Origin of the sequence: Paractinoplanes ovalisporus (assembly GCF_016834655.1) — a bacterium.
Lineage (GTDB): Bacteria > Actinomycetota > Actinomycetes > Mycobacteriales > Micromonosporaceae > Actinoplanes > Actinoplanes ovalisporus.
Map to the genome: position 1 here is coordinate 420,215 of NZ_JAENHP010000003.1, position 25,829 is coordinate 446,043.

At 72.5% G+C, this 25,829-nt stretch carries 26 protein-coding genes; 9 read left to right on the forward strand and 17 right to left on the reverse strand.

Annotated elements, in window-relative coordinates; translation table 11 throughout:
* Positions 1-121 precede the first annotated feature (121 nt).
* Genes ppdK through JIG36_RS12235 form a run of 5 tightly spaced genes read left to right on the forward strand, consistent with a single transcriptional unit; the run spans position 122 to position 7,625 of the window.
* Positions 122-2,779: a pyruvate, phosphate dikinase gene (gene ppdK, locus JIG36_RS12215; RefSeq protein ID WP_203376220.1), complete on the forward strand. Its 2,658-nt coding sequence runs from the start codon at positions 122-124 to the stop codon at positions 2,777-2,779.
* Positions 2,780-2,792: 13 nt separating this feature from the next.
* Complete coding sequence (locus JIG36_RS12220; RefSeq protein ID WP_203376221.1) at positions 2,793-3,179, forward strand: hypothetical protein; 387 nt, start codon at positions 2,793-2,795, stop codon at positions 3,177-3,179.
* A gap of 46 nt (positions 3,180-3,225) precedes the next feature.
* Positions 3,226-5,916: a bifunctional acetate--CoA ligase family protein/GNAT family N-acetyltransferase gene (locus tag JIG36_RS12225; protein ID WP_203376222.1), complete on the forward strand. Its 2,691-nt coding sequence runs from the start codon at positions 3,226-3,228 to the stop codon at positions 5,914-5,916.
* Between the two features lie 20 nt (positions 5,917-5,936).
* Positions 5,937-6,803, forward strand: a complete 867-nt coding sequence (locus JIG36_RS12230; protein ID WP_203376223.1) for a universal stress protein — start codon at positions 5,937-5,939, stop codon at positions 6,801-6,803.
* 15 nt (positions 6,804-6,818) lie between these two features.
* On the forward strand, positions 6,819-7,625 hold the full coding sequence (locus JIG36_RS12235; RefSeq protein WP_203376224.1) for a universal stress protein: 807 nt from the start codon (positions 6,819-6,821) through the stop codon (positions 7,623-7,625).
* A 50-nt stretch (positions 7,626-7,675) separates the two neighbouring features.
* Here JIG36_RS12235 and JIG36_RS12240 read toward each other — a convergent pair whose 3' ends face one another.
* Genes JIG36_RS12240 through JIG36_RS12250 form a run of 3 tightly spaced genes read right to left on the reverse strand, consistent with a single transcriptional unit; the run spans position 7,676 to position 12,058 of the window.
* On the reverse strand, positions 7,676-8,290 hold the full coding sequence (locus tag JIG36_RS12240; protein WP_203376225.1) for a CBS domain-containing protein: 615 nt from the start codon (positions 8,288-8,290) through the stop codon (positions 7,676-7,678).
* 4 nt (positions 8,291-8,294) lie between these two features.
* Complete coding sequence (gap, locus tag JIG36_RS12245; protein ID WP_203376226.1) at positions 8,295-9,308, reverse strand: type I glyceraldehyde-3-phosphate dehydrogenase; 1,014 nt, start codon at positions 9,306-9,308, stop codon at positions 8,295-8,297.
* Positions 9,305-12,058, reverse strand: a complete 2,754-nt coding sequence (locus tag JIG36_RS12250) for a cation-translocating P-type ATPase (protein WP_203376227.1) — start codon at positions 12,056-12,058, stop codon at positions 9,305-9,307. Before JIG36_RS12250 ends, gap begins: the two co-directional genes overlap by 4 nt.
* A gap of 127 nt (positions 12,059-12,185) precedes the next feature.
* Here JIG36_RS12250 and JIG36_RS12255 point away from each other — a divergent pair, with 127 nt between their 5' ends.
* Entirely contained in the window at positions 12,186-12,659 is a 474-nt protein-coding gene (locus JIG36_RS12255; RefSeq protein ID WP_203376228.1) for a universal stress protein, read from the forward strand.
* A 53-nt stretch (positions 12,660-12,712) separates the two neighbouring features.
* On the opposite strand, the gene JIG36_RS12260 is transcribed toward JIG36_RS12255, so the two are convergent.
* Genes JIG36_RS12260 through JIG36_RS12275 form a run of 4 tightly spaced genes read right to left on the reverse strand, consistent with a single transcriptional unit; the run spans position 12,713 to position 15,101 of the window.
* Complete coding sequence (locus JIG36_RS12260; protein WP_203376229.1) at positions 12,713-13,225, reverse strand: DsrE/DsrF/DrsH-like family protein; 513 nt, start codon at positions 13,223-13,225, stop codon at positions 12,713-12,715.
* Positions 13,226-13,238: 13 nt separating this feature from the next.
* Positions 13,239-13,553 carry a TusE/DsrC/DsvC family sulfur relay protein gene (locus tag JIG36_RS12265; RefSeq protein WP_203376230.1) on the reverse strand — a complete coding sequence of 105 codons (315 nt, stop codon included), beginning with the start codon at positions 13,551-13,553 and terminating at the stop codon, positions 13,239-13,241.
* 5 nt (positions 13,554-13,558) lie between these two features.
* Positions 13,559-14,800 carry a type III sulfide quinone reductase, selenoprotein subtype gene (gene sqr, locus JIG36_RS12270; RefSeq protein ID WP_203376231.1) on the reverse strand — a complete coding sequence of 414 codons (1,242 nt, stop codon included), beginning with the start codon at positions 14,798-14,800 and terminating at the stop codon, positions 13,559-13,561.
* 25 nt (positions 14,801-14,825) lie between these two features.
* On the reverse strand, positions 14,826-15,101 hold the full coding sequence (locus JIG36_RS12275) for a DUF1876 domain-containing protein (protein ID WP_203376232.1): 276 nt from the start codon (positions 15,099-15,101) through the stop codon (positions 14,826-14,828).
* 87 nt (positions 15,102-15,188) lie between these two features.
* Between JIG36_RS12275 and JIG36_RS12280 the strand changes: the two genes are divergently transcribed.
* The 3 genes from JIG36_RS12280 to JIG36_RS12290 all read left to right on the forward strand — a co-directional run bounded on the left by JIG36_RS12280 (position 15,189) and on the right by JIG36_RS12290 (position 17,402).
* Positions 15,189-15,842 (forward strand): P-loop nucleotide/nucleoside kinase family protein, encoded by a 654-nt coding sequence (locus JIG36_RS12280; RefSeq protein ID WP_203376233.1) that lies wholly within the window; start codon positions 15,189-15,191, stop codon positions 15,840-15,842.
* Between the two features lie 101 nt (positions 15,843-15,943).
* Entirely contained in the window at positions 15,944-16,837 is an 894-nt protein-coding gene (locus JIG36_RS12285) for a class I fructose-bisphosphate aldolase (protein ID WP_203376234.1), read from the forward strand.
* Between the two features lie 13 nt (positions 16,838-16,850).
* The gene (locus JIG36_RS12290) at positions 16,851-17,402 is read left to right on the forward strand and encodes a universal stress protein (protein ID WP_203376235.1); all 552 of its coding nucleotides are present in this window, start codon (positions 16,851-16,853) and stop codon (positions 17,400-17,402) included.
* Here JIG36_RS12290 and JIG36_RS12295 read toward each other — a convergent pair.
* The 10 genes from JIG36_RS12295 to JIG36_RS12340 all read right to left on the reverse strand — a co-directional run bounded on the left by JIG36_RS12295 (position 17,399) and on the right by JIG36_RS12340 (position 25,685).
* Positions 17,399-18,268 (reverse strand): ABC transporter ATP-binding protein, encoded by an 870-nt coding sequence (locus tag JIG36_RS12295; protein ID WP_203376236.1) that lies wholly within the window; start codon positions 18,266-18,268, stop codon positions 17,399-17,401. The two genes, JIG36_RS12290 and JIG36_RS12295, sit on opposite strands and share 4 nt — an antisense overlap.
* Positions 18,269-18,309: 41 nt before the next feature.
* A complete protein-coding gene (locus tag JIG36_RS12300) occupies positions 18,310-19,125 on the reverse strand; it encodes an ABC transporter ATP-binding protein (RefSeq protein ID WP_203376237.1) in 816 nt (271 codons plus the stop codon).
* Complete coding sequence (locus JIG36_RS12305) at positions 19,122-20,186, reverse strand: ABC transporter permease (protein ID WP_203376238.1); 1,065 nt, start codon at positions 20,184-20,186, stop codon at positions 19,122-19,124. Before JIG36_RS12305 ends, JIG36_RS12300 begins: the two co-directional genes overlap by 4 nt.
* Positions 20,187-20,195: 9 nt before the next feature.
* Complete coding sequence (locus tag JIG36_RS12310; protein WP_203376239.1) at positions 20,196-20,585, reverse strand: hypothetical protein; 390 nt, start codon at positions 20,583-20,585, stop codon at positions 20,196-20,198.
* Positions 20,586-20,713: 128 nt separating this feature from the next.
* Positions 20,714-21,106, reverse strand: coding sequence for an Hsp20/alpha crystallin family protein (locus tag JIG36_RS12315; RefSeq protein WP_203376240.1), 393 nt, complete (start codon positions 21,104-21,106; stop codon positions 20,714-20,716).
* Positions 21,107-21,207: 101 nt separating this feature from the next.
* Complete coding sequence (locus JIG36_RS12320) at positions 21,208-22,104, reverse strand: universal stress protein (protein WP_203376241.1); 897 nt, start codon at positions 22,102-22,104, stop codon at positions 21,208-21,210.
* A gap of 10 nt (positions 22,105-22,114) precedes the next feature.
* The gene (locus tag JIG36_RS12325; protein WP_236046665.1) at positions 22,115-22,588 is read right to left on the reverse strand and encodes a nitroreductase/quinone reductase family protein; all 474 of its coding nucleotides are present in this window, start codon (positions 22,586-22,588) and stop codon (positions 22,115-22,117) included.
* A complete protein-coding gene (locus JIG36_RS12330; protein ID WP_203376243.1) occupies positions 22,588-23,418 on the reverse strand; it encodes a universal stress protein in 831 nt (276 codons plus the stop codon). Before JIG36_RS12330 ends, JIG36_RS12325 begins: the two co-directional genes overlap by 1 nt.
* 100 nt (positions 23,419-23,518) lie before the next feature.
* Positions 23,519-24,460 carry an Acg family FMN-binding oxidoreductase gene (locus JIG36_RS12335; protein WP_203376244.1) on the reverse strand — a complete coding sequence of 314 codons (942 nt, stop codon included), beginning with the start codon at positions 24,458-24,460 and terminating at the stop codon, positions 23,519-23,521.
* 34 nt (positions 24,461-24,494) lie between these two features.
* Complete coding sequence (locus JIG36_RS12340; protein WP_203376245.1) at positions 24,495-25,685, reverse strand: ABC transporter ATP-binding protein; 1,191 nt, start codon at positions 25,683-25,685, stop codon at positions 24,495-24,497.
* Positions 25,686-25,829: the final 144 nt, after the last annotated feature.

The window sequence follows — 25,829 nt, forward strand, 5'->3', positions numbered from 1 at the left end:
TGTCAGGGGTCTCGCTGCTCACCCTCGTCGTGGCCCGGCCCGTCGAGTAGGGACGTCCGGCCCTACAGGGCAGGCCCTCAGCCGGGCTACCACTGGAGAAACGAGAGGGGTGCGACCCGTGATGAGCAGATACGTGTACGACTTCGTCGAGGGCAACAAGGACCTCAAGGACCTGCTCGGTGGCAAGGGCGCCAACCTGGCCGAGATGACCCGGATGGGACTGCCGGTGCCGCCCGGCTTCACCGTCACCACCGACGCCTGCCGCGAGTATCTGCACACCGGATCGATGCCCGAGGCCCTGCCGGCCGAGGTGGAGCACCATCTGCGGCTGGTGGAGGGCAAGATCGGCAAATCCTTCGGGGACCCGGGCGACCCGCTGCTGCTGTCGGTACGCTCGGGCGCGAAGTTCTCCATGCCGGGCATGATGGAGACGATCCTCGACATCGGACTGAACGACGCCACCGTGGCCGGGCTGGCGCGGCGCACGTCGGACGAGCGGTTCGCCTGGGACTCGTACCGCCGCCTGATCCAGATGTTCGGCCGCACCGTGTTCGACGTGCCGGGCGGCGACTTCGAGACCGAACTGGCGCACGCCCGTGACGCCGCCGGGGTGCATTCCGACGCCGAGTTGAGCGCCCCGCAACTACGCGAGCTCGTGACCGCGTACAAGAAGGTCTTCCACGGCCACACCGGGCGCGACTTCCCGCAGTCGGTGCACGAACAGCTCTTCCTCGCCATCACGGCGGTGTTCCGGTCGTGGAACGCCGAACGTGCCCGGGTCTACCGGCGCAAGGAGCGCATCCCGCAGGAGCTGGGGACCGCGGTCAACGTCATGGCGATGGTCTTCGGCAACCGCGGACCGGATTCCGGCACCGGCGTGGCCTTCACCCGCGACCCGGCCACCGGCCGGCGCGGCGTCTACGGCGACTACCTGAGCAACGCCCAGGGCGAGGACGTCGTCGCCGGCATCCGCAACACCGTCGGGCTGGCCGAACTGGGCACGATCGATCCCGCGAGCTACCGGCAACTACTGTCGATCATGGAACGTCTCGAGCAGCGCTACCGGGACCTGTGCGACATCGAGTTCACCATCGAGAACGGCAAGCTGTGGATGCTGCAGACCCGGGTCGGCAAGCGCACGCCCGCGGCCGCCTTCGTCATCGCCGCACAACTGGTCGACGAGGGCACCATCACCCTCGACGAGGCACTGCAACGGGTCAGCGGTGAGCAACTGGCTCAGCTGATGTTCCCGAGCTTCGACGAGGAGGCGGCCGGGACGCCGCTGACGACCGGCGTGCCGGCCTCGCCGGGCGCGGCCGTGGGCGCGATCGTCTTCGACTCGGCCCAGGCCGCCGCGGCCATCGGGCCGGTCATCCTGGTGCGGCGCGAGACCAACCCGGACGACCTGCCCGGCATGATCGCCGCCCAGGGCATCCTGACCAGCCGGGGCGGCAAGACCTCACACGCCGCGGTGGTCGCCCGGGGTATGGGCAAGACCTGCGTGTGCGGCGCCGACGAGCTGCGCATCGGCGACGGCGTGGTGAGCATCAACGGCCGGACGCTGTCGGCCGGCGACACCATCTCCATCGACGGGTCCACCGGCCGCGTCTACGCCGGCGCCGTTCCGGTGCGGGCGTCCAAGGTGGTGCGCTACTTCGAGCGGGAGGTGACGGCGCACGGCGACCCGCTGCTGTCCGCGGTCGAACGGCTCATGATCCACGCTGATCACACGGCGACGCTCGGGGTGCACGCCAACGCCGACACCGGCCCGGATGCGGCCCGCGCCCGCCGCTTCGGCGCGACCGGCGTCGGGTTGTGCCGCACCGAGCACATGTTCCTGGGCGACCGGCGGGTGCTGGTCGAACGGCTGATCCTGGCCGAGGACGACGCCGGTCGCGCGCAGGCGCTGGCGGCGTTGCTGCCGCTGCAACGCGCGGACTTCGAGGAGCTGTTCGCCGCGATGGACGGCCTGCCCGTCACGATCCGGCTCATCGACCCGCCGCTGCACGAGTTCCTGCCTCCCCTGGAGGAACTGACCGCCCGGGTCGCCCGCGCCGAGGCCCTCGGCCGGGACGCCGGGCGCGACGGTGTGCTGCTGGCCGCCGTCCGTCGCATGCACGAGGCCAACCCGATGCTGGGTCTGCGCGGCGTGCGGCTCGGGCTGGTCATCCCCGGCCTGTTCGCCATGCAGGTCCGGGCGATCGCCGAGGCGGCGGCGGCCCGGGTCGCGACCGGCGGTGACCCGCGGCCGGAGGTCATGGTGCCGCTGGTCGGTGCCGTGCAGGAGCTGGAGACCGTACGGGCGGAGGCCGAGGCCGTACTGGCCGGCGTGCCCGGCGCGCCGCCGATCCGGATCGGCACGATGATCGAGGTCCCCCGGGCCGCCCTGATCGCCGGGCAGATCGCCGGTGCCGCCGAGTTCTTCTCGTTCGGGACCAACGACCTGACCCAGATGACGTGGGGTTTCTCCCGCGACGACGTGGAGGGCGCGTTCTTCGGCCGCTACCTCGAGCTGGGTGTCTTCGGCGTCTCGCCGTTCGAGACGATCGACTCCGAGGGCGTCGGCGAGCTGGTCCGTATCGCGGTGACCCGCGGCCGGGCCGCCCGCCCCGGGCTGACCGTCGGCGTCTGCGGCGAGCACGGCGGCGATCCGGCCTCGGTCCGCTTCTTCCACGACGCCGGCCTCGACTACGTGTCCTGCTCCCCGTTCCGGGTGCCGATCGCCCGCCTGGAAGCCGGCCGAGCGGCTGGGGACGCGTCCACGTCCGACAGCCGATGAAGGGGGTACGGCAATGAGCACAACAGTCGCGACCCGGCCGGTGCCGGCGCCTGTCCCGCCGGCGGCCACGGTCGTACCTGTCCTGGACGGCGAACGTGCCGTGGGTGCCTGGATCGTCACCCACGACGGCGTGGTGTACCGCCCCGTGGTCGACCTGACCCGGCTGGGCGGCGCGCTGCTGACCCTGTCGGCCGCCGTCGTCGTGGCGGCGGCCACCGCGGCGGTGACCGCGCGCCGGCCGGCGGTCGGCCCGGTCACCATGGGCCCCGGCGGCTGGGTCAGCGTGCGGGGCGCGGGCCGCCCCCGGGTGCGGCCCGGGGCGCCCCGGCCGTGGTGGGCCCGCCTGCTGGGGGCGCACCCGCTCGTCGTGGAAGGAACTCCCCGCCGCTCGCGCAAGTGAGAAGCGCCGGCCCTGGCCGGCCCCGCCTTCCTGAACGGAGAAGGTCATGTACCGCAGCGACACCGGCACCGCCACCGACGTCCTGACCTCGGACGGCGGGATCATCGCGGTCCGGCCGGTGCGGCCGGACGACCGCCCGGGGCTCAGCGCCCTCTATCGCGCGGGCAGCCCGGAAAGTCTTCGGCTCCGGTTCTTCGCCGCGCCGAGCGGGCCCTCCCTGGACGTCGAGGTCGACCGGCTCTGCCGGCCGCAGAGCACCCGGCACCTCGCCGTCCTCGCCCTCGACGGCGACGACGTGATCGGTGTGGCGGCGTGCGACCGCACCGACGACACCGGCCATCAGGCCGAGTTCGCGGTCTTCGTCGCCGACGTCCACCACGGCCGCGGCATCGCCACGCTGCTGCTGGAACACCTCACCGCGCTGGCCCGCCAGGAAGGCATCCGTCAGTTGGTCGGAGAGGTGCTGCCGGGCAACATGGCCATGCTGCGCGTCGCGCGGGACCTGGACGCACACGCCTGGTCGCGGTTCGACGACGGCATCGTCGACGTCGGGTTCGACGTCGGCACCGGCGAGCCGTCGTCCGCCGTGGACATGCGCGACCGCACGGCCGAACGGGCTTCCCTGAGTGCGCTGCTGTCGCCCCGCTCCGTTGCCGTCGTGGGGGCCGGTCACCGGGCCGGGGGTGTCGGCCACGAGACCGCACGCGCGTTGCGCGAGTACGGCTTCAGCGGCCGGCTCCACGTCGTCAACCGCAGCGGACGCGACGTCGCCGGGATCGCCGCCTGCCGCTCGGTGCGCCGGCTTCCGCCACCGGTCGACCTGCTGGTCGTGGCCGTGCCGGCGGCTGACGTCCCCGGGGTTCTCGCCGACGGCGCCGCGGTCGGGGTGCGGGCGGCCGTCGTGCTCAGCGCGGGGTTCGCGGAGACCGGACCGGACGGCCGCGAGCGGCAGCACGAACTGGTCGAGCTCGCGCGCCGCAACGGGATCCGCGTGGTCGGCCCCAACTGCCTGGGTGTCGTCAACACCGATCCCCAGGTCCGGTTGAACGCCAGTTTCGCGCCGGCCGCCCCGGGCGCCGGTGGTCTGGCCGTGGCCGCCCAGTCGGGCGCCGTCGGCATCGCGGTCATGGAGGATGCCCGGCGCTCCGGTCACGGAGTCTCCAGCTTCGTCTCCCTGGGCAACAAGGCGGACGTCAGCGGCAACGACCTCATCGCCTACTGGTACGACGACCCCGCCACCCGGGCGGTCGCCCTCTATCTCGAGTCGTTCGGCAATCCCCGCAAGTTCGCCCGGACGGTGCGTGCCCTGAGCCGCCGCAAGCCGGTGCTCGCCATCAAGAGCGGCCGGTCGGACTCGGGGCGGCGCGCGGGCGCGTCGCACACCGCGGCCGCCGCGGCTCCGGCTGCGACCGTGGACGCCCTGTTCGCCCAGGCCGGTGTCGTCCGCCCGGACGGCCTGGGCGAACTCATGGACGCCGCCCGCATGCTGACCGACCAGCCCTTGCCGACCGGCCCCCGGCTCGCCGTCGTCGGCAACGCGGGTGGCCTGAACGTGCTGGCCGCCGACGCCGCCGAGGCGGCCGGTCTCACGGTGCCGCCCTTGAGCGCCGCGGTGCGTGACCAGGTGGCCTCGGTGGCCGGCGCGGCCGCGGGCCCGGACAACCCGGTCGACCTGGGCGCGGGAGCGTCCCCGGCCGCGTTCGCCGAGGCGGTCGCGACGGTGGCCGGCTCCGGTGAGGCCGACATGCTTCTGCTGGTGGTGATCGGCACCCGCGCCAACGACGCGGCCGGGATCCTCGCCGCACTCGGCTCGGTGGCCGACCGCCACCCGGACCTGAGTGTCGCCGTCGCCGCGATCGGCCTCCCGGAACCCACCTTCGGCCTCGGCCGGCGGAAGGCGCCCGTGTACGACCTGCCGGAAAAGGCCGTCCGCGCGCTGGCCCACGCGTCCCGGTACGCGGAGTGGCGCCGGCAGCCGCTGGGTGGCCGAGCGGACCTGCCGGACATCCGTACCGGGCCGGCCCGGGCGCTGGTCGAGTCCGCGCTGGCGGCCGGTGGCGGCTGGCAGAGTTACGAACTCACGAGCCAGATCCTCGCCGCCTACGGCATCAGCCTGGAACCGGCGTGGCCGGCTTTGTCGGCCGACCAGGCGGTGATCGCGGCCGACCGCATCGGTTACCCGGTGGTCCTCAAGTCAGCCGATCCCGACCTGGTGCACAAGACCGACGTCCAGGGTGTGTGTCTCGGCCTGAGCAATCCGGATCAGGTCCGCCGCGCGTACGGCACGGTGTGCGCCGCCGGGCGGCCGGGAACCGGGGCGCTGGTGCAGCGGCAGCGGACCGAGCCGGTGGAACTGGTCGCCGGAGTCACGCACGACGCGTTGTTCGGCTCGGTGGTTCTGCTGGGCCTCGGCGGTGTCCAGACCGACCTGCTCGGCGACCACGCGCTGCGTCTGGTGCCGATGACCGATCTGGACGCCGGCCGGATGTGGCGCAGTCTCAGGGGGGCGCCCCTGCTCACCGGGTACCGCGGCGCGGAGCCGGTCGACACGGCGGCGCTGGAGGACCTGCTGCTGCGCGTCGGCCGGCTGGCCGAGGACTTTCCCGCGATCGCCGAACTCGATCTCAACCCCGTGCTCGCCGGCCCGGGTGGCGTCGTCGCGGTGGACGCCAAGCTGCGCCTCGCGCCGACCGGCACCGAACCGGACCCCACGCTGCGCGCCCTTCGCGCCGCGTAACGCCTCGGAAGGAGGCCGTCATGACCAGAAAGAAGATCCTCGTCGGGTACGACCGTTCACCGCAAGCGCGGCTCGCCGCCGGATGGGCCCTGGACGAGGCGGCCCGGACCGGGGCGTCGGTGCAGTTCCTGTACGCCTACGAGTGGCCGGCCTGGGCGCCGGCGGCCTCGATGATTCCGTCGCCCGTCATCCTGCCCGAGGAGCAGATCCGGCACGGGATCGACGACGCCCTGACCAAGGCCCTGGCGTCGGCCGCCGAGACCCATCCCGAGGTCACCGTGACCGCCACGACGGTGGACGCCGGCGCCGCCCTGACCTTGATCGACCGCTCCACCGGCGCCGACCTGATCGTCGTGGGTTCCCACGGATACAGCGCCGTATCCGGTCTGCTCGGTTCGGTCAGCGTCGCGGTCAGCGCCCACGCGCGCTGCCCCGTCGTGGTGGTCCGCGGACGCCCGGACGCGCATGGTCCCGTGGTCGCCGGCATCGACGAGTCGGCCTCGTCGCACGCCGTCCTCGCGTTCGCCTTCGACCACGCGGCGGCTCACGGCCAGAAGCTGCGGGTGATCCGGGCCTGGCCACCGGTCGTCGGGATGTGGGATGCCACGCCGTTCTCGGCGGGACGCGTTCGCGCCGGCGCGCGCCGCTCGTTCGACGAGCTGGTCGCCGGCTGGCGCGAGAAGTATCCGCAGGTGCACGTCGTCACCCATGCGGTGGTCGAGCACCCGGCGGCGATGCTCACCGACGAGAGCCGCACCGCGGGACTGCTCGTGGTGGGCACCCACGGACGCGGCTCGCTGCGGGGTCTGCTGCTCGGCTCGGTGAGTCAGCATCTGCTGCGCCACGCCACCTGCCCGGTCGTGGTCGCGCACGAGACCGCGCGCTGACGGACGGAGCCGGTCATGACCTCCCGTCCCGTTCTCGTCGGCCTCGACGGCGCCGATCCCGCCGCCTCCGCCCTGGTGTGGGCGGTCGACGAGGCCCAGCGCCGCCACGCACCGCTGCGCATCGTCCACGTCCTCGAGTGGCATCCGGTCGATTCCAGCGAGCTCCCCGGCCACACCTACGTCGAGGTGGTCTGGGCCTCGGGCAACGCCCTGGTCGCGGCCGCGGCGCGCCGGGCCGCGGAGATCGCGCCGCAACTCTCCGTCCGGTCGGACACCCTGCTCGGGCGTCCGGCGGAGTGCCTGACGAACGCCGCCCGCGATGCCCAGCTCGTGGTGCTCGGACACCGCGGCCGAGGGGGGTTCGCAGGCATGCTCCTGGGCTCGGTCAGCGAGCGCGTCGCCGGTCACGCGTCGTGTCCGGTCGCCGTCGTGCGGGGCCGCGCCGCCGCCGACGGGCCGGTCGTGGTGGGCGTCGACGACTCCCCCGCGGCCGGGCCCGTGCTGGCCGACGCCTTCGAGACGGCGGCCGGCCGCGGCAGTCGTCTGGTCGTGGTGCGGGCCGGCGGAGCGGACCCGGCCGGGCGGGCCCGGCTTGAACGCGACGTCGCGCCCTGGAGCGAGAAGTATCCGCAGGTGGCCGTCGAGGTGCGCCTGGTGGATGACGACGCGGCGCCGGCTCTGGTCGACGCCTCCGCCGGTGCCCGGCTGATGGTGGTGGGCAGCCGCGGCCGCGGCCCGGTCCGGGCCGCGTTGCTGGGATCGACCGGCCTGCACCTGCTCCGGCTTGCCGCCTGCCCGGTGCTGATCACCCGGCACCGGTGACCACGCGAACGGGGGTGGCGCCGCTCGGCGCCACCCCCGTTCGTATGTGCTCACGAAGCCGACGGCTGGCCGGTGCGCACCGCGGCGACGCCGGGCACCGTCCGTGCCAGCACCATGACGACCGCCTGCTCGGTCTCGTCGTCGTAGTCCCCGGTGACGGTGACGACTCCTGCTTCGACAGCCACCGTCCAGCGTGATCCGCCGTCGCTGTACTCGTCGAGCCGGTGCTGCACCTCCGCCGCCAGCGCCGCGTCGGTCCGCACCATCGCCCGCAGGATGTCACGGCGGCTGACGATGCCAACCACGGCTCCGTCGTCCAGCACCGGCAGGCTGCGCACGTCGTGCTCCAGCATGGCCTCGGCGACGTCGGCCACGTCCATGTCGGGCCGGGTGGCCAGCGGATAGGTCGCCATCACCTCCATGACCATGCCCGGCCGGTCGGCCGGATCGGTGTCGGGCCGGGGCCGCAGCTGCGCCGTCGGGTCGGACGGCACCCGGTGCCACAGCAGATCGCTCTCGCTGACCATCCCGACGAGACGACCGTCGTCGTCGACCACCGGCAGGGCGGTCACCGACTTGGCGGTCATCAGGGCGGCCGCGGCCTCGACCGGAGCCGTCTGGGAGACGGTGTGCACGGGACTCGACATGATGTCCTTGGCTCGCATGACGTCACCGCCCGGCCATCTGCAGGGTCAGGTCGACGAGGCGGCTGGTGTAGCCCCACTCGTTGTCGTACCAGCCGAACACCTTGGCCAGCCGGCCCTGGGCCTGGGTCAGCCGGGCGTCGAAGACGCACGAGGCGGGATCGCCGACGATGTCGGAGGAGACCAGCGGCGCGTCGGTGTACCGGATGATGTCGCGCAGCCCCGGGCCCGCCGCGGCCGAGGCAACCGCCTCGTTGATCCGCTCGGCGGTGACCTCGGTGACGAACTCGAGGGTCAGGTCGCTGACCGACCCGTCCACCACCGGCACCCGCAGGGCGACGCCGTCGAGACGTCCGGCCAGTTCGGGCAGCACGAGGCCGACCGCCTTGGCCGCCCCGGTGCTGGTCGGGATGATGTTGACCGCGGCCGCGCGGGCCCGGCGCGGGTCCTTGTGCGGCGCGTCCAGCACGTTCTGGTCGTTGGTGTAGGCGTGCACCGTGGTCAGATAGCCGCGCTCGATGCCGAACGCCTCGTGCAGCACCTTGACCAGCGGCGCCACACAGTTGGTGGTGCACGAGGCCGCGGAGACGATCTGGTGGCGCACCGGGTCGTAGGTGTCGGCATTGACACCGGGCACCAGAGTCGCGTCGACGCCCTTGCCGGGGGCCGAGATGAGCACACGTGCGGCGCCCGCCTTGAGATGCAGGGCCGCGTCGTCGCGCGAGCGCAGCTTGCCGGTCGACTCGATCACCAGGTCGACGCCGAGCTCGGACCAGGGCAGTTCCTCCGGGCTACGCCGCCGGAACGTCGGGATCCGTTGCCGGCCGACGATCAAGTCGTCGTCGGCGACACCGACCTCGGCGCCGAGGCGACCGAACGTCGAGTCGTACTCCACCAGATGCGCGAGCGTGGGCGCGTCGTACAGGTCGTTGATCGCCACCACCTCGAGGCCGGATCCGTGGAACTTCTCCTCGGTCAGCCGCCGCAGATAGTTGCGCCCGATGCGGCCGAAACCGTTGATCGCGATGCGGTAGGTCATCGTGGTCCTCCTGTTGTCGTCGATACCCTCAGCGTTTCGCCGCCGGTCCGGTCCCGGCAGGGCCGAAGGACCCGGTCCCGCGGGTCCTGAGCCGCCCGGCGGCGGCGCCACCGGGAGAGCTCGTCCACCGACCAGACGACAACGGGCATCGGCAGCAGGAGCAGCACCTGCCACAGGGCCAGGGCGGCCGTGCCGAAAACGGCCTGCACCGGCGGCACAAAGATCAGAGCGGCCGCGAAGACCAGCTCGAACGCGATACCGGCCAGCAGCAGCCGGTTGGTCCACAGGCCGATCGAGCGCAGGGAGGCGTGGTCGGTGCGGGCCGCGAACGCCGTGCCCAGCTGGCACGCGACGATGCCGGCGAAGGTCATCGTGGTCGCCTGGCGGTACGCGTGATGCAGCGCCGAGCCGGGCCCGACCGGGTCACCCGGATGCCACCCGGCCCGCCACAGAACGGCGAAGAACCCGCCCGTCACGAGCACCGCCGAGACGACGCCGAGCAGGCCCCATGCCCGCCACAGCAGACGCCGGTCGATGACGCCGGCACGGGGCGGGCGTGGCGGCCGCTCCATGGTTCCCGGCTCGGCCCGTTCGCGGCCCAGCGCCAGCGCCGGCACCGTCTCGGTGCCCAGGTCGATCGCGAGGATCTGCAGCACCGTCAGCGGCAGCGGAACCGCACCGCCGGACAGCGCGAAGATCAGGAACGGTACGACCTCCGGCACGGCGTGCGCGAAGATGTACAGCACGAACTTGCGCAGATTGTCGAACACCCGGCGGCCCGAGTCGACGGCCCGCACGATCGTCGCGAAGTTGTCGTCGGTCAGGACCATGGTGGCGGCCTCGCGGGCGACATCGGTGCCGGAGCGGCCCATGGCGACACCGATGTCCGCGTGTCGCAGCGCGGGCGCGTCGTTGACCCCGTCACCGGTCATGGCCACGATCTGCCCGCCCGCGCGCAGGGCCTCGCAGATGCGCAGCTTGCCCTCCGGGGAGGACCGCGCGAAGACGATCTCGTCGTCACCGGCGAGCAACCGGTCCAGGCCGGCGTCGCTGAGCCGCTCCACCTCGGCGCCGGTGACGATCCGGCGCCCGGGCAGGCCGACCTGACGCGCGATCTCGGCCGCGGTCGGCCCGTAGTCACCGGTGATGACGTGGATCCGGATGCCGGCCCGGTGCGCGGCCGCCACCGCCTCGGCCACCTGGGGACGCGGCGGATCGGCCATCGCGACCAGCCCGAGCAGGGTCAGTCCGGACTCCGCCTCGTCCCGGCCGGCCGGTTGCCCCGGTCCGACGGGCCGGACGGCCAGGGCCAGCACCCGCAGGCCGGCTGACGCGTACCGGTCCACCGTCGCCGCGAGGTCGTTCCGGATCTCCGGCGACAGGGCCAGGACGCCCGTGAGCCCGAGCACGTCGGCGCACAGGGGCAGCACCGACTCGACCGCGCCCTTGACGTGCAACTCATCCCCGTCGATGGTGGACATGCGCTTGAGCCGGGCGTCGAACGGGAACAACGCGCGCCGCTCCCGGTCACGGTCCGGAGGTCGTACGGGATCGTCCAAGGTCTCCGCCAGCCGCAGCAGAGCCACCTCGGTCGGGTCCTGCGCGCCGCCGTTGCCGGCCGTGGTGCACAGCGCCGCGGTGCGGGCCAGCCGCATCGCGCGAGGGTCACCCGACGCCTCGGAGACGGCGAACTCGGTCCCGGCCAGCCAGAGCCGGGTCACCTGCATCCGGTTGCAGGTCAGTGTGCCCGTCTTGTCGGTGCAGATCACCGTGGTGGAGCCCAGTGTCTCCACCGCCGACAGCCGTTTGACGACCGCCCCGCCGCGGGCCAGGTCACGCACGCCGGCCGCCAGGGCCAGGGTGATGGTCGGCAACAGCCCCTCGGGCACGTTGGCGACCAGCAGCCCGATGGCGAAGCTGATCGCGGCCGCCCAGCCGAGCCCGGCGACGATGCCGATGGGGAGAAAGGCCGCCCCGGCCGCCACCGCGACCGCGGCGATGACCCACGTGGCCCGGCGGACCTGACGTTCGAGGGGGCTCGGTTCGGTGCGGCCGCGCTGCGACAGCGCGGCGATCCGGCCGATCTCGGTGTGCATTCCGGTCCGGGTGACCAGGGCGTGAGCCTGGCCGGCGACGCAGGCGGTGCCGCTGAAGACCAGCTCCCCCGCTTCCAGCAGCGGGCCGGCCACCACCTCGGCGTCGGCCGAGCGGAAGGCCGGCACGGACTCGCCGTTGAGCGCCGACATGTCCACCGTGACGCTGCCGTCGATCAGCCGGCCGTCGGCACAGATCCGGTCTCCCTCGCCGACCACCACGATGTCGCCGGGCACCAGATCCCCGGCGGCGATCTCGGCCGGCGCGCCGTCGCGCAGCACCCGCGCCGTGGCGGGCAGATAGGCGGCCAGCGCCTCGACAGCGCGTTCGGCCTGCATCTCCTGGACGAACGCGAACACGGCGTTGAGCAGGATGACCGCCACGACCGCGACCGCCAGCGAGGGCGTGCCGCCCAGCCAGGCCAGCCCGGCGGCCACCATGAGCAGCAGCGCCAGCGGCTGGGTGAACTGGGCGAGCAACTGGGACGGCCAGCGCGGCCGCGATCGCCGGGTGAGCTGGTTCGGGCCGTACACGGTGAGCCGGCGTGCCGCCTCGCGCGCGCCGAGACCCCCGGCCGAAGTGCGCAGGTCGCGGAAGAGCTCCGGTGGTGGCAGCCGGCCGTCGACCGGTTCCGGTGGCGCCAGTGCTTGCTCCATGTCTCCAGCGTTGACGCGGCCGGGCGCGACGGGCAGGGCCCTGGGAACCGTGACGGGGGACTTTGGACTCTGCTCCCGGCCGGTTCCGCCGGAGCACGGTGGGAGGAAACTCGACGGAGGTGAAACCATGCCCACTCGTCATCTGATCGTCGTCGGCGTGGACGGCTCGGAAGGTGGCCGCCGCGCCCTGGAATGGGCCGTTCACGAGGCGGGCGAACGCGGCAGTGCGGTCCAGGCCGTCATCGCCTGGTCGTGGGACGGGGTCGAGTTCGGCCCGGTTCTCGCGACGAGCCCGCAGCAGGCCAAGGAGGCGGCCGCCCGGCTGCTCGACACCGAGATCGCGGCGATGCTCCCCAAGTACGGCTCGCATATCCCCGTTGCCGCCGAAGTGATCGAGGGTGAACCCGCGCAGGTGCTCGGCACGTGCAGCCGGTCCGCCGACCTGCTCGTGCTGGGCAGCCACGGGCACGGCGCGGTGCGGCACACCGTGCTGGGCTCGGTCAGCGAGAAGGCCATCCGCAAGGCGGCGTGCCCGGTCGTCGTGATCCCGGTGCCGGTCGCCGCGCCGGCCGGAGAGAGCGAGCCGGTTCCGCACGGATGAGCCGTGGGCCCGGCCGGTCCCGGGACCGGCCGGGCCCACACCCGGTCCATCGCTCAGATGAACAGCAACTGGGCGCCGTCGGTCTTCTCGATGAAGTCGGCGGCGCTGATGATGTCCTCCACGCCCTCGTAGAGGTCGTCCTCGGTCAGGTGCATCATGTCGGCCGACATCCGGCAGGCCCACAGGTGGCCACCCGAGGCGACGATCTGGTCGAGGAACTCGGGAACCTCCGGCACCCCGATCCCGGAGATCTGCTTCTTCATCTGGTGGGTCGCCACGGCCGTCATGCCGGGCAGGCCGCCCAGCCCCTGCGGCAGGTGGGTGGCGGTGTTGCCGAGCATGGTGAACTTGAGCTGGGCCATCCGCGACCTGGTGATCATGTCGAAGCCCCAGAACGTGAAGAACAGGTGGGTCTCGACGCCCTCACCGAGAGCCGCGTTGGCCAGCACCAGCCCGGGGTAGGCCATGTCGAGGTTGCCCTTCGAGCAGATGATGGCCAGCTTGCGGTCCGTGGTCGTCTCGGCGCCGAAATCCGGCACGAGCTCCGGTACGAAATCCGTGGACATGGTGGTGCTCCGTTCAGACGCAGCCGTGCGGCTTGGGCAGACCGGCGACGTAGGCCATCTTCTTCGCCGGCTTCTTCGGGAAGAGCGTGAACAGTTCCTTGGTGGGGATGCCGCCGACGACGGACACGCGACGCAGGGTGGCGGTCTCGCCCTGGGCGGCATAGTCCTCGCGCAGGAACGTCAGCGCCTTCCAATGCGCGTCCGTCAGCTCGATGCCGATGCGTCCGGCGAGACTCCGGGCCAGCTCGGGGTCCCATTCCTCGTACGCGGTCAGGAATCCCTCGTCATCGACGTGGATGTCGCGCCCGGCGATCGTGGTGACGGGCATGATGCTCACTCCTTCGTGCTGGGCTGGTGTTTGCCGGCCATCGACATGTGCGCCGGCAGGGGTAGCGGCCGTCCGGGCAGGAGCAGGTTCCAGTACATCCACCGGAACGCCCGCTTCCCCCAATGGTTGACCGGCGACTCGCCGAGCAGCCGGAAAGGTCCGACGCCGGGCACGGGATACGTCCCGGGCAGCGGCTCGGTGTCGTAGTTGAAGTCGATCAGCAGGCCCCGGCCCCGGCCCGACTCGACGAAGCAGTTCGCGTGCCCGTCGAACCGTCCGGTCATGGGCTTGCCGGCGGCGAGGTCGGTGAAGTTGCGGGCGAACACGTCGACCGAGAAGTGCGCCACGGAACCGGCCTTGGACGTCGGGATGTCGTTGGCGTCGCCGATGGCGAAGATGTTGTCGTGGCCCTTGGCCAGGAACGTGTGCCGGTCGACCGGGACGAGATTGAGCTCGTCGCCCAGCCCCGACCGGGCCACGAAGTCCGCACCCATGTTCAGGGGCACGGTGACCAGCAGGTCGAAGGGGATCCGGCGTTCGTCGTAGGAGACGAGCGACCGGTCCTCGATCCGTTCCACCAGGAAGTCGGGCTCGATCGCGATCTTGCGCTCGTCCAGCATCGAACCCAGCCGGGCGGCGGCGACCGGCTTGGTGAAGGCGCCCGGCAACGGTGTCGCGTACACCAGCTCGGTCCGGTCCCGGATGCCGCGGCCGCGCAGGAACTCGTCGGCCAGGAAGGCGAACTCGAGCGGGGCGACCGGGCACTTGATCGGCATCTCGGTGATGTGCACGACCAGGCGCCCGCCGTCAAAGCGGTCCAGGGCCTCCGCGAGGGCCAGCGCGCCCTCGTAGGTGTAGAAGTCGAAGATCGTCCGGCGCCAATGCCCACCGTCGAGCAGACCCGGGGTCTGCTCCGGCCGTGGGCACACGCCCGTGGCGATCACCAGGTAGTCGTAGTCCACCCGCCGGCCGTCGGCCAGCACGACCTGGTCGTCGGTCGTGACGACCCGGTCGACCTCGGCGTGCACCAGTTCGACGCCGGGACTGATCAGCGGAGCCACCGGCCGGGTGAGCTGGTCCGGGGTGTACTCGCCGAAGGGCAGGAACAGGAAGCCCGGCTGGTAGTAGTGCTGGTCCCGGGGCTCGACCACGGTGATCAGCCAGTCCGCGCGGGCCAGCCGGCGGCGCAGCTTGTCGACCACCATCGTGCCCGCGGTCCCGGCGCCCAGAACGACCAGGCGACGCATCGTCATCACCTCCGAGCCGGTCGCGTCAGGACGACAGATGGGCCGGTCGATGGGTGAACTGCTCGATGTCACCGGCCGTGACGTCGAGCAGCTTGTAGGCCAGGTCGGCCAGGGCCCGCGCGGTGGCCAGCTCGTCACCGATCTCGGGCACCTCCGTGTCGGCCGGGCGGCGGCGCGCCTCGCCCTCGCCACGCAACGGCGTGCGGGAGTCGGTGTGCAGCACGGCCGCGGCCCGGGTGCGGCGCTCGTCCTCGTACTCGCTGATGGTGACCTCGACCGTCCAGGTCCGGGTGTGCATCATGACGACACCTCCTACGGTTCCGATGCCTCCATCGCAGCGCCCGGCACATCACGTCACCAGTGCCTAAGGTCCCGCCGGGGTGGTTCGTTGCCCCCTACGACGCCGCTGCGGCACCACTACATCGCCTACCGGGCGTTCGTGCGGGCCAAGGTGGCCTGTCTGCGGCACGCGCAGGGCGACCCGTCGGCCGGGGCGGACGTGCGGGCGTACACCGATCTGACCGTGCGGCACCTGCGCGCGGGCACGGTGCGCCTGATCCTCGTCGGTGGTGGCCCGGCCACCGGCAAGACCACCCTGGCCGGCGGGATCGCCGATCGTCTCGGCGCTGTCGTGCTGAGCAGCGACCGCGTCCGTAAGGAAATGGCCGGCCTCTCCCCCGGCCTGAGCGCCGCGGCCGCCTGTCAGAACGGCATCTACACCCGCGAGTGGACCGACCGGACCTACCGGGAACTGCTGCTGCGGGCGGGCGACCTGCTCCGGCGCGGCGAGACGGTGGTGCTCGACGCGTCCTGGATCGCGGCCCGGCATCGGGCGGCGGCCCGGCAGGTGGCCGTCGAGACGCACAGCGACCTTTGTCAGCTGCGGTGCACGGCCGACCGGCCCACTGTCGTCCGGCGCCTGGCCCACCGTACGGGAAGCATGTCCGACGCCGACGCCGCGATCGCCGACGCCATGGCGGACGCCGCCGCGCCCTGGCCCGAGACGGCGGTGATGACGGCGAATCCCTCGAACACGCGCTGAACGTCATCGAACCGGGCCGGTAGGCGGCGCCGCCGGGACGTCCGGCCCTGCCCGGGGCCGCGACGCGGACGCACGGTGGGATCGAGGGAAAGGAGACCCCCATGAGTGCGCGGCTACGACTGTCGAGCTGCGGTCTGAGCGCGGGCAAGCGGGCTCGGCTGCACCGGATTCTCTACAAACACGGACTCGGCAACGGCACGGCGCTGTTCCTGCCGTACGACCAGGGACTCGAACACGGGCCCCGGGACTTCTTCGCCGATCCGGTCGCCGGGGATCCGCGTTACATCGTGCGCCTGGCCCTGGAGGGTGGCTTCAACGGCATCGCCATCCAGATCGGCCTGGCCGAGAAGTTCTACTGGGACTACGCGGGCGAGGTGCCGCTGATCCTGAAGCTCAACGGCAAGACCGACATCCCCAGCGACGCGCGGGCCCTGTCCCCGCTGCACGCTTCGGTCGAGGACGCCGTACGGCTGGGGGCGGACGCGGTCGGCTACACGCTGTACGTCGGAAGTCCCGCCCAGGAGGACGACTTCGCCCAGTACCGGGTCGTGCGCCAGGAGGCCCAGCGGCTCGGTATGCCGCTGATCGTGTGGGCCTACCCGCGCGGTGAGGCCATCGAGCACAAGGGCGGCAAGGACTCCTTCTATGCGGTGCACTACGCCGCCCGGGTCGCCAGCGAGCTGGGCGCCGACGTGGTCAAGGTGAATTTCCCGCACCCCGAGAAGCACACCGCGGTGCCGGCCGACTACGCGGGCGAATTCAGCAGTCAGGACGCCATCGACGCGGTGGTCCGCGCGGCCAACCGGACGATGGTGCTGGTGTCCGGCGGCAGCCGGGCCAGCGACGAGGTCATGTTCGAGAAGGCTCACGAGTCCATGTCCGCCGGCGCCACCGGGCTGATCTTCGGCCGCAACGTCTGGCAGCGCGACCACGAGGAGTCCCTGAAGTTCGTGGACCGGCTGCGGCAGATCCTCGCCAAGTACCCCACGCCCTGAACGGAGCCGCACCATGAAGGCCCTGGTCGTGTACGAATCGATGTTCGGCAACACCGAGGAGCTCATCGGGTCGGTGGCGCTCCAGACGGCCACGCACGGGGCCGGTCCCGTGCTTGTGGCTCGCGGCACGCCCCGCTCGGACGGCCCGGTGGTGGTGGGTGTCGACGGTTCCCCCGTCTCCGCCGAAGCTCTCCGGTTCGCGGCGGAGGAAGCCGCCCTGCGGGGCGCCGAGCTCGTCGCCGTGCACGCGTGGAACGGCGGGGACGGCACGGAACTCAACGCGCACCTGCCGATGAGCTACAGCACCTGGTCGGGCGAGGACGAGGAGCGCCGGGTGCTCGCCGAGGCTCTGGCCGGGCTGGCCGAGAAATACCCCGACCTTCCCGTACGGCGTGAGGTGGTCGACGGCTCGGCGCGCGCTCACCTGACCCGGTGGTCGACGACCGCCCAGCTGATCGTGGTCGGCAGCCGCGGGCACGGCGGTTTCACGGGGCTGCTGCTCGGTTCGGTCGTTCAGCACCTGCTCCACCACGCCGACTGCCCCGTCGCCGTGGTCAGACCCTAGGCGTCCGGCCCGCCCGTCACCGCCGTGAGCTCCACGAAGCGCTCCTCGAGGGTGGCGCGGGCGAGCCGGACCACCGCTCCCGTCCCGGACAGGGCCGATCGGACCGATTCCAGGCTCGCGCCTGGCACCCGCAGTGTCCGGCCGACCAGGGCCGCGCGCAGCCCAGCTTGTTCCAGGGCGCGCAGGGCCCGCGGCCAGTCGGCACCTTCCACCACCACGACCTGGGAATCGCCCACGATGCCGGTCACCGTGCCGTCGGCCACCCGCCGCCCCGCGGCCAGCATGACCAGCCGATCACATTCCTCGGCCTCCTCCATGCTGTGCGTGGAGACCAGCGCGGCCGCGCCCCCGTCCGTCACCTCATGGATCACGTCCCACAGCCGGGTCCGGCCCAGCGCGTCGACCCCGGAAGTCGGCTCGTCCAGCACGTACAGGCCCGGCGCGTGGCTGAACGCGGCGGCGAAAGCCAACCGGCGCCGCAGGCCGAGGGAGAGCGCACCCGCGAGCGCCCCGGGTGGCACCGCCAGGGCGGCCGGCAGGACCGGGGGGCGCACGCCGAAGGCCGCATCGACGAAATCCAGGTTCTCGGCCGCGGTGAGATCCTCGTACAGACCGAAGCCCTGGGGAACGTACCCGATGCGCCGGCGGGAACGCCGCGACGGGACCTCGCCGAACAGGCTGACCCGGCCCGCGGACGGCACCAGCAGACCGAGCAGAAGCCTGATCAGGGTGGTCTTGCCGGCACCGTTGGCACCGAGCAGACCGACGACCTCCCCCTGGTGCACTTGCAGGCCGACGTTCCGCAGAACGGTCAGGGCGCCGTAGCGGTAGGACACGCCTTCGCACTGTGCCAGCAGCTCACTCATCGCCCGCCCCCTCGGCCTCGATCTCGCACTGTGCCGGCAGCTCACTCATCGCCCGCCTCCTCGGCCTCGCGGAGTGCGGCCACGACGACCGCGTCCTGCAGATCCGGCCGGATGACCTCGCCGTCGCCGCCCGCCGGATGCCAGACCCGCCAGGAGCGGCCCCGGCGCCAGGCGTACGGGCCGGACGGGCGGGAGTCCGCGGCCCGGATCTGCCCGGGCACCGCCGCCACGATCCCGGCCGGAGCGCCCTGCAGCACCGTGCGGCCGTGGTCGAGCACGACCACCTCGCCGGCCCGCTCGGCCTCGTCCAGATAGGTGGTGCTGAGCACGACCGCGGCGCACCGGGCGGCCTCGCGGGCGATGAGCCACCACAGGTCGGCCCGGCTGACCGGGTCCACGCCGGTCGTGGGCTCGTCGAGGATCAGCAGGTCCGGTTGGTGTACCAGGGCCATGGCCACCCCGAGCTTCTGCCGCATGCCGCCCGACAGCCGCGCCCCCAGCCGCCCGGCGGCAGCGGTCAGGCCGGTGATCGCGAGCAGGGCGCGAATCCGCTCGTCGGCGGCCGCGGAGCCCATCCGGTGCACGGTCGCGGCGAAGCGAAGATTCTCGGCCGCGGTCAGGTCGGGGTAGACACCGGAGGAGGCCGGAAGGAAACCGAGCCTGGACCTCGTCGCCGTGCCCACCTGGCCGGCGGTGGGCGCGAGGAGACCGGCGAGCACCGCGAGCAGCGACGACTTGCCCGACCCGTCGCCGCCGACCACCGCGACGATGCCGCCCGGCGCCACATCGAGCGTCGCGCCGTCCAGGACAAGCCGGCCACCGCGGGTCACCGACACACCGGTCAGGCCCCAGGTCACGGCTTCGCCCCGGCCGTGGTCCGGGGCGCCGACCGGCGACCGGCACGCCCAGCGCCGCGCGGGAGCAGGAACGCCCGGAAGCGCAGCGTCGCGAACGTCACCACGGCCGCGCCCAGCAGGGCCAGGTAGAGGAAGGGCTGCCACAGGGCGGTGAGGGGTGAGCCGCGCAGCATGACGCCCCGCGAGATCTGGGTGAAGTAGGTCAGTGGCAGCACGTAGCCGATCCAGCGCACCCCGAGGGGCATCGAGCGCAGCGGGAAGATGAGGCCGGACAGCAGCACCTGCGGCAGCAGCGTCATGATGGCCAGCTGGATGGCCTGGCCCTGGTTCTGCGACACGCTGCTGATCAGCACGCCGGTGCCCAGCGTCACGAACAGGAACAGCAGCGCGCCGAGCGCCAGCACCAGCAGCGACCCGTGGAACGGCACACCGAACAGCAGCGTGCCGGCCGCGACCACGACGGTCAGATCGACTGCCGCCACCAGGAAGTAGGGTGCGATCTTGCCGACGAACACGTCCCACGGCCGCAGCGGCATCACCGCCAGCTGTTCCAGGGTGCCGCTCTGCCGTTCCCGCACCACGCCGAGGCTGGTGATGACCGTGCCGACGAACAGCAGGATCATCCCGGCCAGCCCCGGAACCATGACCGCCGAGGTCCGGAGATCGGGGTTGAACAACACGTCGACCCGCGGGCTGCCGCCGACCCGGGCCAGGGCCGCGCGGGCGGCGTTGGCGGTGAACAGCTCGGAGCCGTCGAGGAGAACGGTGATCGCGCCCGGATCGGCGACCACGGCGACCGGGACGTCGCCGTCGCGCAAGGCCCGCACCGCGTCCTGCCGGTCCTCGGCCGGTGCGACGGCGCGCACGTCGAACGGCGCGGGAAGCCGGGCCGCGACCTCGGCGGCACCGGTGCCGACCACCCGGACCGGGATGGAGGTGACGTCGAAACTGGCCGCGTAGCCGAACACGATCAGCAGCAGCAGCGGCATCACGACCATCATGGCCAGGGTGCGCCGGTCCCGGCGCATCTGCCGGAACTCCTTGACGATCATCGCCCACATGGCTTCTCCTCACCGGCCCGCGGTCAGCACGGGGCAGCGTGAACGACGGGTCACCGCGCTCACCAGCGCCGACTCAAGAGTGGTGACGGGGGCGGGCAACACGGCGAGACAGCACCCGCCGGTCGCGGCGGTCACGAAGATGGCGGGATCCACGGCGGAGGACTTCGAGACCGTGAGGGCCACCGCCGGATACTTCTCTGCCCACCGCTCGATGGCGTCCGGGAGGCCGGTGTCGACCGCGGCCGGCGCGGCGATCAGCACGGTGAGGGGCGCCCGCCGGCGATCTGCCTCGGCGAAGGCGGCGCGCAGGACGTCGTCGGCTGACGCCGGGGAGAACAGCCCGGCCAGCACCGGGTTATCCACGGTCGGTGTGCTCACGTCGTACGGGAAAGTGGTCATCGCTGTCCTCCGGGATCCCGGCCTCCGGATCCAGCGTCCCGCCGTCCGGCTGCGCGGGGCAGAGTCGGAGGTCCCGGCCGCACAGGCCGACCGGCGGCCTGGCGGGGCCACCGGTCGGGGCGTGGGATTCACTCAGCGGTGATCGCGATCGAGCGACCCGCCGGCTGCGGCGCCGAGAGCGGCACCTTGATCTCGAGGATTCCCTTGCGGTAGGAGGCCACGATCTTGCCCTCGTCCGCGTTGGCCGGCAGACGCACCGACCGTTGCATCGATCCGTAGTGGAACTCGCTGCGGTTGAGCCCCTTCTCCTCCTCGCGGCGCTCGGCCTTCACCGTCAGCACACCGTGCAGCGCGGTGATGTGCAGATCCTTGTCAGGGTCGAGCCCGGGCAGCTCCGCGCGCAGCAGGTACTCCTCGTCGGTCATCCGGTCCTCGAAGCGGATCGCCGGCAGCGGCCGGGGGAAGTCGACCTCCAGCCAGTCGGTCATGTCTCCGAAGAGCCGGGGCAGCAGTCCAGCCATCTTCTTCTCCTTCCGTCCTTCGTCCGCTTCCATCCGACCGCGCGGCAACGGGAGCGGGCAGGGCCGAAGGACTCGTCCCGCCGACTGCGGGACCTGTCCCGTCAGTGGTCGGACGCCCCGTCCCGAGCCGCACTATGTTCGGCGGCCGCGTCCGGAACCACGAGCACCGGGCGCACACTCTGATGCAGAGTTGCCATCGCCACGCTCCCGAGCACGATCTCCCGCAAGGCCGATCGGCCGCGTGAACCGACCACGACCACGGCCGCGTGCTGCTCGGCGGCCGTGGTCGCGAGCGCCTCGGCCACCGCCCGGGAGGTCGCGGCGTGCCCGGCCGGCACGTCGGCCACGATCCGCGGCCGGCCCGGCGGGGCTGCCGGCGCCGGGGATCCGTCCCGGACGGCGACCAGCGCTATGCGGCGCCCGGCGAATATCCGCTCCGCGGCCTGTGCGGCCGCTCGGGCGCCCGGGGAGCCGTCCCAGCCCACCAGCACCGGGCCGGTCGCGAGGGCAACGCGCTCGGCCGTCAGCAGCGGACAGGGAATCACCAGGGCCGGCTGGGGCAGATAGTGCACAGCCATGTCCGACACACTGCCGAGGACCGCGCGCGCCCCGGTCAGCCCGCGTGATCCCAGCACCACGACGTCCGGGCCAAGCTTCTCGGCCAGCTCGGCGAGCTGCAGTCCCTCGCCGCCGTAGGCCCGCTCCACCATCGGCTCGGCCGGCCAGCCCACGGCGCGGGCGAGCGTGACGCCCATGGCCGCCAGCCGGGCGGCCTCCGCCGCGCCTTCCCGCTCGATCGCCACCACGAAGTCATCGACGCGACGCGTGCCGTGCCACAGGCGGCGGCGCAGCGTCTCGCTGGCGAACGGGGGCGTCCACAGGTGCACCACGGTGGCGTGGGCCCGGGGCAGCAGGGCCGCCGCGACCTCGAAGGTGGCGCCGGAGGCGGGCGAGCCGTCGTAGGCCAGCATCACCCTCGGCACGAACGGCTGAGTCATCGCGGACTCCTCACTCGCGAGCCGTGATCCGGAAGACCGGGAAGCCGGCGGCTATCCGGTCGAACTCGCTCAGCGGTGCGCGCCGGTCGACCGGGATGTGGGGACGGGCCCCGGGCGCGACCGCGAGATAGCGCTGCAGGATCGGCGCCCGCTGATCCGCGTCCACCTCGACGAGCCGGACCGGCCGCCGCCGGCCGTGGCGCAGGACCGCCGCGCCGCCGGCCGCACGCACGTTGGCCACCCAGTTCGCCCCGTCGCCGAGCATGGAGACGAGGTAATGCTCGCCCCGGTAGCGCGTGACCACCAGGGGAAGCGCGACAACGTTGCCGCTGCGACGGCCCACGACCTCCAGGGTCACCCAGTCCGGCGGGGCGAGAAGGGCCCGGCCGAACTGAAATGCCGATATACGGTTGAGAGCCCGGGCCAGGCCGTTCGGACGCCCGCCAAGGTACAGCCGGCGGCGCATGGCATCGGTGAGCAGCATCATCGCCTCCGGGGTTCCCGCACGATGTAGACGGGGCAGTCGGCGTGATGCAGCAACTGCAGCCCGACCGAGCCCAGGGCGGTCCCGGCGACGACACCGTGGCCGCGGCTTCCCACCACGACGACCTGAGCACCGCGCGACAGCGCGACCAGTTCCGCGGCGGCGCCGTCCGGGCTGATCATCACCTGGACCGCTACGGCCGGGAATTTGTCACGCCACGGAGCGAGCTGGGCCTCGACCTGTTCGCGTACGGAATCCCGGGACTCCACCGGCACCAGGGCACGAACCACGGTCAAGCCGGTCCCCCGGCCGGCCGCCTCGTCGAACGCGACCTCCAGCACCCGTTCGGCCGCCGCCGAGTCGTCGATCCCCGCCGCGACGGGCCCGTCGGTCAGATCGCCCCCGCGGCCACGGACCACGACGACCGAGCAGGGTGCGTGCGTGGCCACCCGCTGACTCACCGAACCCAGCAGCAGGCCGGCGAAGCCGCCGCGGCCACGGCAGCCCAGAACCATCAGTTCCGCGAACTCGGACTCGGCGAGCAGGCGCGGCACCGTCTGGCCGACCAGCTGGTCACCCTCCACGTCCACGTCGAGCGCGGCCACACGGGCCTCGTGCACACAGTTGGCGGTCAGCCCCTCGGCCCGCTTGCGCTCCTGGTCGAAGTACTGGTTGCTGATGTCGTACCGGGCCGCGCCCCACTGCCAGTCGAAGACGTTCGTGACCCGCAGGGGAAGCCCCCGCCGGAATGCCTCCCGGGCCGCCCAGCGCACCGCGCCCTTGCTCGGCTCGGTGCCGTCGGCGGCGACGATGATCGGTTGAGTCCTCATGACGCCTTCCTCTCGCCGTTTTCCTCAGCGTCGGCCGGTTCGGCGTGAGGCGGCAGGGCGTCAGGTCCCGGAACGGGTGGCCGAAGGACCCGCGAACAGCTCAGGCCAGCAGGACATCGGTGACCGGCCGCCGGGGCGTACGCCCCACGGTCCGTCCGTAACCGACGCGCAGCACGATCTGCGCGGCGAGGCCGGACTCGTCGTCGGTGAGCAGCCGGCGGACGACGGGCACCTCGACGGGCTGGCTGATCGGCATGGTGGCGAGGTTCTGCCAGGTCGCGGTGAGCAGCACCCGTTGCAGTGCCTGCCCCGCCCGCACCCAGTCCTCCTGGGCATCGCCTTCGGTGGCCAGCACCAGCACGGCCGGGTAGGGCTCGAACGGTTCGACCGGGCGCGCCGGGGGCGAGAAGTCGGTGAACTCCCGGGTCGGTACCACCTCCAGCGAGTCCCAGGGTCCCGCGGCCCAGGCGGGCACGCCGTCCCGGCGGCCCCGGCCCGCGCTCCAACGCGTGAGCTCGGCCTGGTACTCCGGGCGCTCGCGGAGCCACTTGTCGGCCGAGCGGGCCAGTTCGAGCACCATGTCACGGCTGCGTGGGCCGGCGGTGAGCAGCACCGCACCCTCGCGTCGAGCGGCGTCGCGCAGCCGGTCGGTCACTTTCGGGCCGACCGGAATGTGGGCGAACGGCCACCGGTTGGTGTGCCGGTGGACGATCGCGGCCGCCAACGCCTCGCTCGCCGGGGGCGGTGGCTGCGCACCGGTCACGGTCACCCGGGCCACCAGCTCCGGCCGGCGGCGATCCGGGAACAGGGTCACGCTCGTACGGTGCCCGGCCCGGCGCATCGCCAGGCGGAGGGTGAAGACCGCCGCGCCCAGACTGATCCGTTGTTCCCGGCCGTACGGGTCGACGACCGTCAACCGGCGATCGGGGTCGGCATGCACCTCGACGCCGGTGTCACTGATCCGGAAGAGCCACGGCTGACTGTTGTGCACCGAGGGCGCGCAGGTGGCGGCCTCGACGCAGTCGAGCAAGGTGGTTCCCATGGCGCCACTCCCCTCCCGTCGTCACACCGACGCTTCAGCCTGTCAGCACGGCTTGTTCAGCGGCCGCAACGGCGTCGCCCGTGGCCGGATCGAAGAAGTAGGCCTGGTCGAGGTCGACCGTCAGCGGCACCCGCTTGCCGATGGTCAATGCCGCGCGCTGCCCGACCTTCGCCGTCCAGAGCTCGGTGGCGGCGGCCTCGTCCACGGCGACCGGCACATCGTCCGGCCCGGTCTCTTCCGGCCCGGCCTCGTCCGGGCCCCCGGACGGCAACCGGAAGAGCACGTGCTTCTCGTCGCCGAGCGATTCGACGCCCAGCGGCACCACCGGCAACGTCTCCGGCCCGGACGCCACGGCCAGCGCGAAGGCGGCCGGACGCAGCCCCATGACGACGGTCGAACCCAGATAGCGGGCCAGCTCCGGGCGATGGTGCACGGCGAACTCCCGTCCGGCGAGCGTCACCGCCGCCCGGTCCGCATCCCCGCGCAGCTCGACCGTCGCGAAGTTCATGCTGGGTGAGCCCATGAAGCCCGCCACGAAGCGGTTGGCCGGTGCCTGGTACAGCTCCTCGGGCGTGCCGACTTGTTGCAGGCGGCCCTTGTCGAGCACCGCGATCCGATCGCCCAGGGTCATCGCCTCCACCTGGTCGTGGGTGACGTAGACCGTGGTGATGCCGTACCGCTGGTGCAGCCGCGCGAGTTCGGCGCGCATCGAGACCCGGAGCTTGGCGTCGAGGTTGGACAGCGGTTCGTCGAGCAGGAAGACCCGGGGCTGGCGGACCATGGCCCGGCCCATCGCGACACGCTGCCGCTGCCCGCCCGACAGGGCCGCGGGCCTGCGGTCGAGCAGACCGGACAGGCCGAGCAGGTCAGCCGTGGCGTCCACCTTGTCCCGCAGTTCGGCCTTGTCGGTATGCCGCAGCCTCAGGGCGAAGCCCATGTTCTCGCGGACGGTCATGTGCGGGTAGAGCGCGTAGTTCTGAAACACCATCGCGATGTCGCGTTCCTTGGGCGCCCAGTTCGTCACGTCCTCGCCGTCAATGAGCACGTCGCCGCCGCTCACCTCCTCGAGGCCGGCGATCATCCGCAGGACCGTGGACTTGCCGCAGCCCGACGGCCCCACCAGCACCAGGAACTCACCGTCACCGATCGTCAGGCTCAGATCGTCGACCGCCTTGGTGTCGTGAGAGAAGACCTTCGTCAGATGACTCAGCCGCACGACCGACATCGGACACCTCCCTGTTCGTGCTCATTCGTGACGGCCGCCGCCAGCTCGGCGAAGCGGTCAGGGGCCAAGTACAACGCCGCCCACGCGGGCCCGGCAGTGCCGACCGGCCATCCCCGCCGGGGCGAGCGGCCCTGACCAAGCCGT

Coding starts and splice junctions, on each gene's coding strand:
- ppdK (WP_203376220.1), top strand. CDS start 122: ATGAGCAGATACGTGTACGACTTCGTCGAGGGCAACAAGGACCTCAAG.
- JIG36_RS12220 (WP_203376221.1), top strand. CDS start 2,793: ATGAGCACAACAGTCGCGACCCGGCCGGTGCCGGCGCCTGTCCCGCCG.
- JIG36_RS12225 (WP_203376222.1), top strand. CDS start 3,226: ATGTACCGCAGCGACACCGGCACCGCCACCGACGTCCTGACCTCGGAC.
- JIG36_RS12230 (WP_203376223.1), top strand. CDS start 5,937: ATGACCAGAAAGAAGATCCTCGTCGGGTACGACCGTTCACCGCAAGCG.
- JIG36_RS12235 (WP_203376224.1), top strand. CDS start 6,819: ATGACCTCCCGTCCCGTTCTCGTCGGCCTCGACGGCGCCGATCCCGCC.
- JIG36_RS12240 (WP_203376225.1), bottom strand. CDS start 8,290: ATGCGAGCCAAGGACATCATGTCGAGTCCCGTGCACACCGTCTCCCAG.
- gap (WP_203376226.1), bottom strand. CDS start 9,308: ATGACCTACCGCATCGCGATCAACGGTTTCGGCCGCATCGGGCGCAAC.
- JIG36_RS12250 (WP_203376227.1), bottom strand. CDS start 12,058: ATGGAGCAAGCACTGGCGCCACCGGAACCGGTCGACGGCCGGCTGCCA.
- JIG36_RS12255 (WP_203376228.1), top strand. CDS start 12,186: ATGCCCACTCGTCATCTGATCGTCGTCGGCGTGGACGGCTCGGAAGGT.
- JIG36_RS12260 (WP_203376229.1), bottom strand. CDS start 13,225: ATGTCCACGGATTTCGTACCGGAGCTCGTGCCGGATTTCGGCGCCGAG.
- JIG36_RS12265 (WP_203376230.1), bottom strand. CDS start 13,553: ATGCCCGTCACCACGATCGCCGGGCGCGACATCCACGTCGATGACGAG.
- sqr (WP_203376231.1), bottom strand. CDS start 14,800: ATGCGTCGCCTGGTCGTTCTGGGCGCCGGGACCGCGGGCACGATGGTG.
- JIG36_RS12275 (WP_203376232.1), bottom strand. CDS start 15,101: ATGATGCACACCCGGACCTGGACGGTCGAGGTCACCATCAGCGAGTAC.
- JIG36_RS12285 (WP_203376234.1), top strand. CDS start 15,944: ATGAGTGCGCGGCTACGACTGTCGAGCTGCGGTCTGAGCGCGGGCAAG.
- JIG36_RS12290 (WP_203376235.1), top strand. CDS start 16,851: ATGAAGGCCCTGGTCGTGTACGAATCGATGTTCGGCAACACCGAGGAG.
- JIG36_RS12295 (WP_203376236.1), bottom strand. CDS start 18,268: ATGAGTGAGCTGCTGGCACAGTGCGAAGGCGTGTCCTACCGCTACGGC.
- JIG36_RS12305 (WP_203376238.1), bottom strand. CDS start 20,186: ATGTGGGCGATGATCGTCAAGGAGTTCCGGCAGATGCGCCGGGACCGG.
- JIG36_RS12310 (WP_203376239.1), bottom strand. CDS start 20,585: ATGACCACTTTCCCGTACGACGTGAGCACACCGACCGTGGATAACCCG.
- JIG36_RS12315 (WP_203376240.1), bottom strand. CDS start 21,106: ATGGCTGGACTGCTGCCCCGGCTCTTCGGAGACATGACCGACTGGCTG.
- JIG36_RS12320 (WP_203376241.1), bottom strand. CDS start 22,104: ATGACTCAGCCGTTCGTGCCGAGGGTGATGCTGGCCTACGACGGCTCG.
- JIG36_RS12325 (WP_236046665.1), bottom strand. CDS start 22,588: ATGCTGCTCACCGATGCCATGCGCCGCCGGCTGTACCTTGGCGGGCGT.
- JIG36_RS12330 (WP_203376243.1), bottom strand. CDS start 23,418: ATGAGGACTCAACCGATCATCGTCGCCGCCGACGGCACCGAGCCGAGC.
- JIG36_RS12335 (WP_203376244.1), bottom strand. CDS start 24,460: ATGGGAACCACCTTGCTCGACTGCGTCGAGGCCGCCACCTGCGCGCCC.
- JIG36_RS12340 (WP_203376245.1), bottom strand. CDS start 25,685: ATGTCGGTCGTGCGGCTGAGTCATCTGACGAAGGTCTTCTCTCACGAC.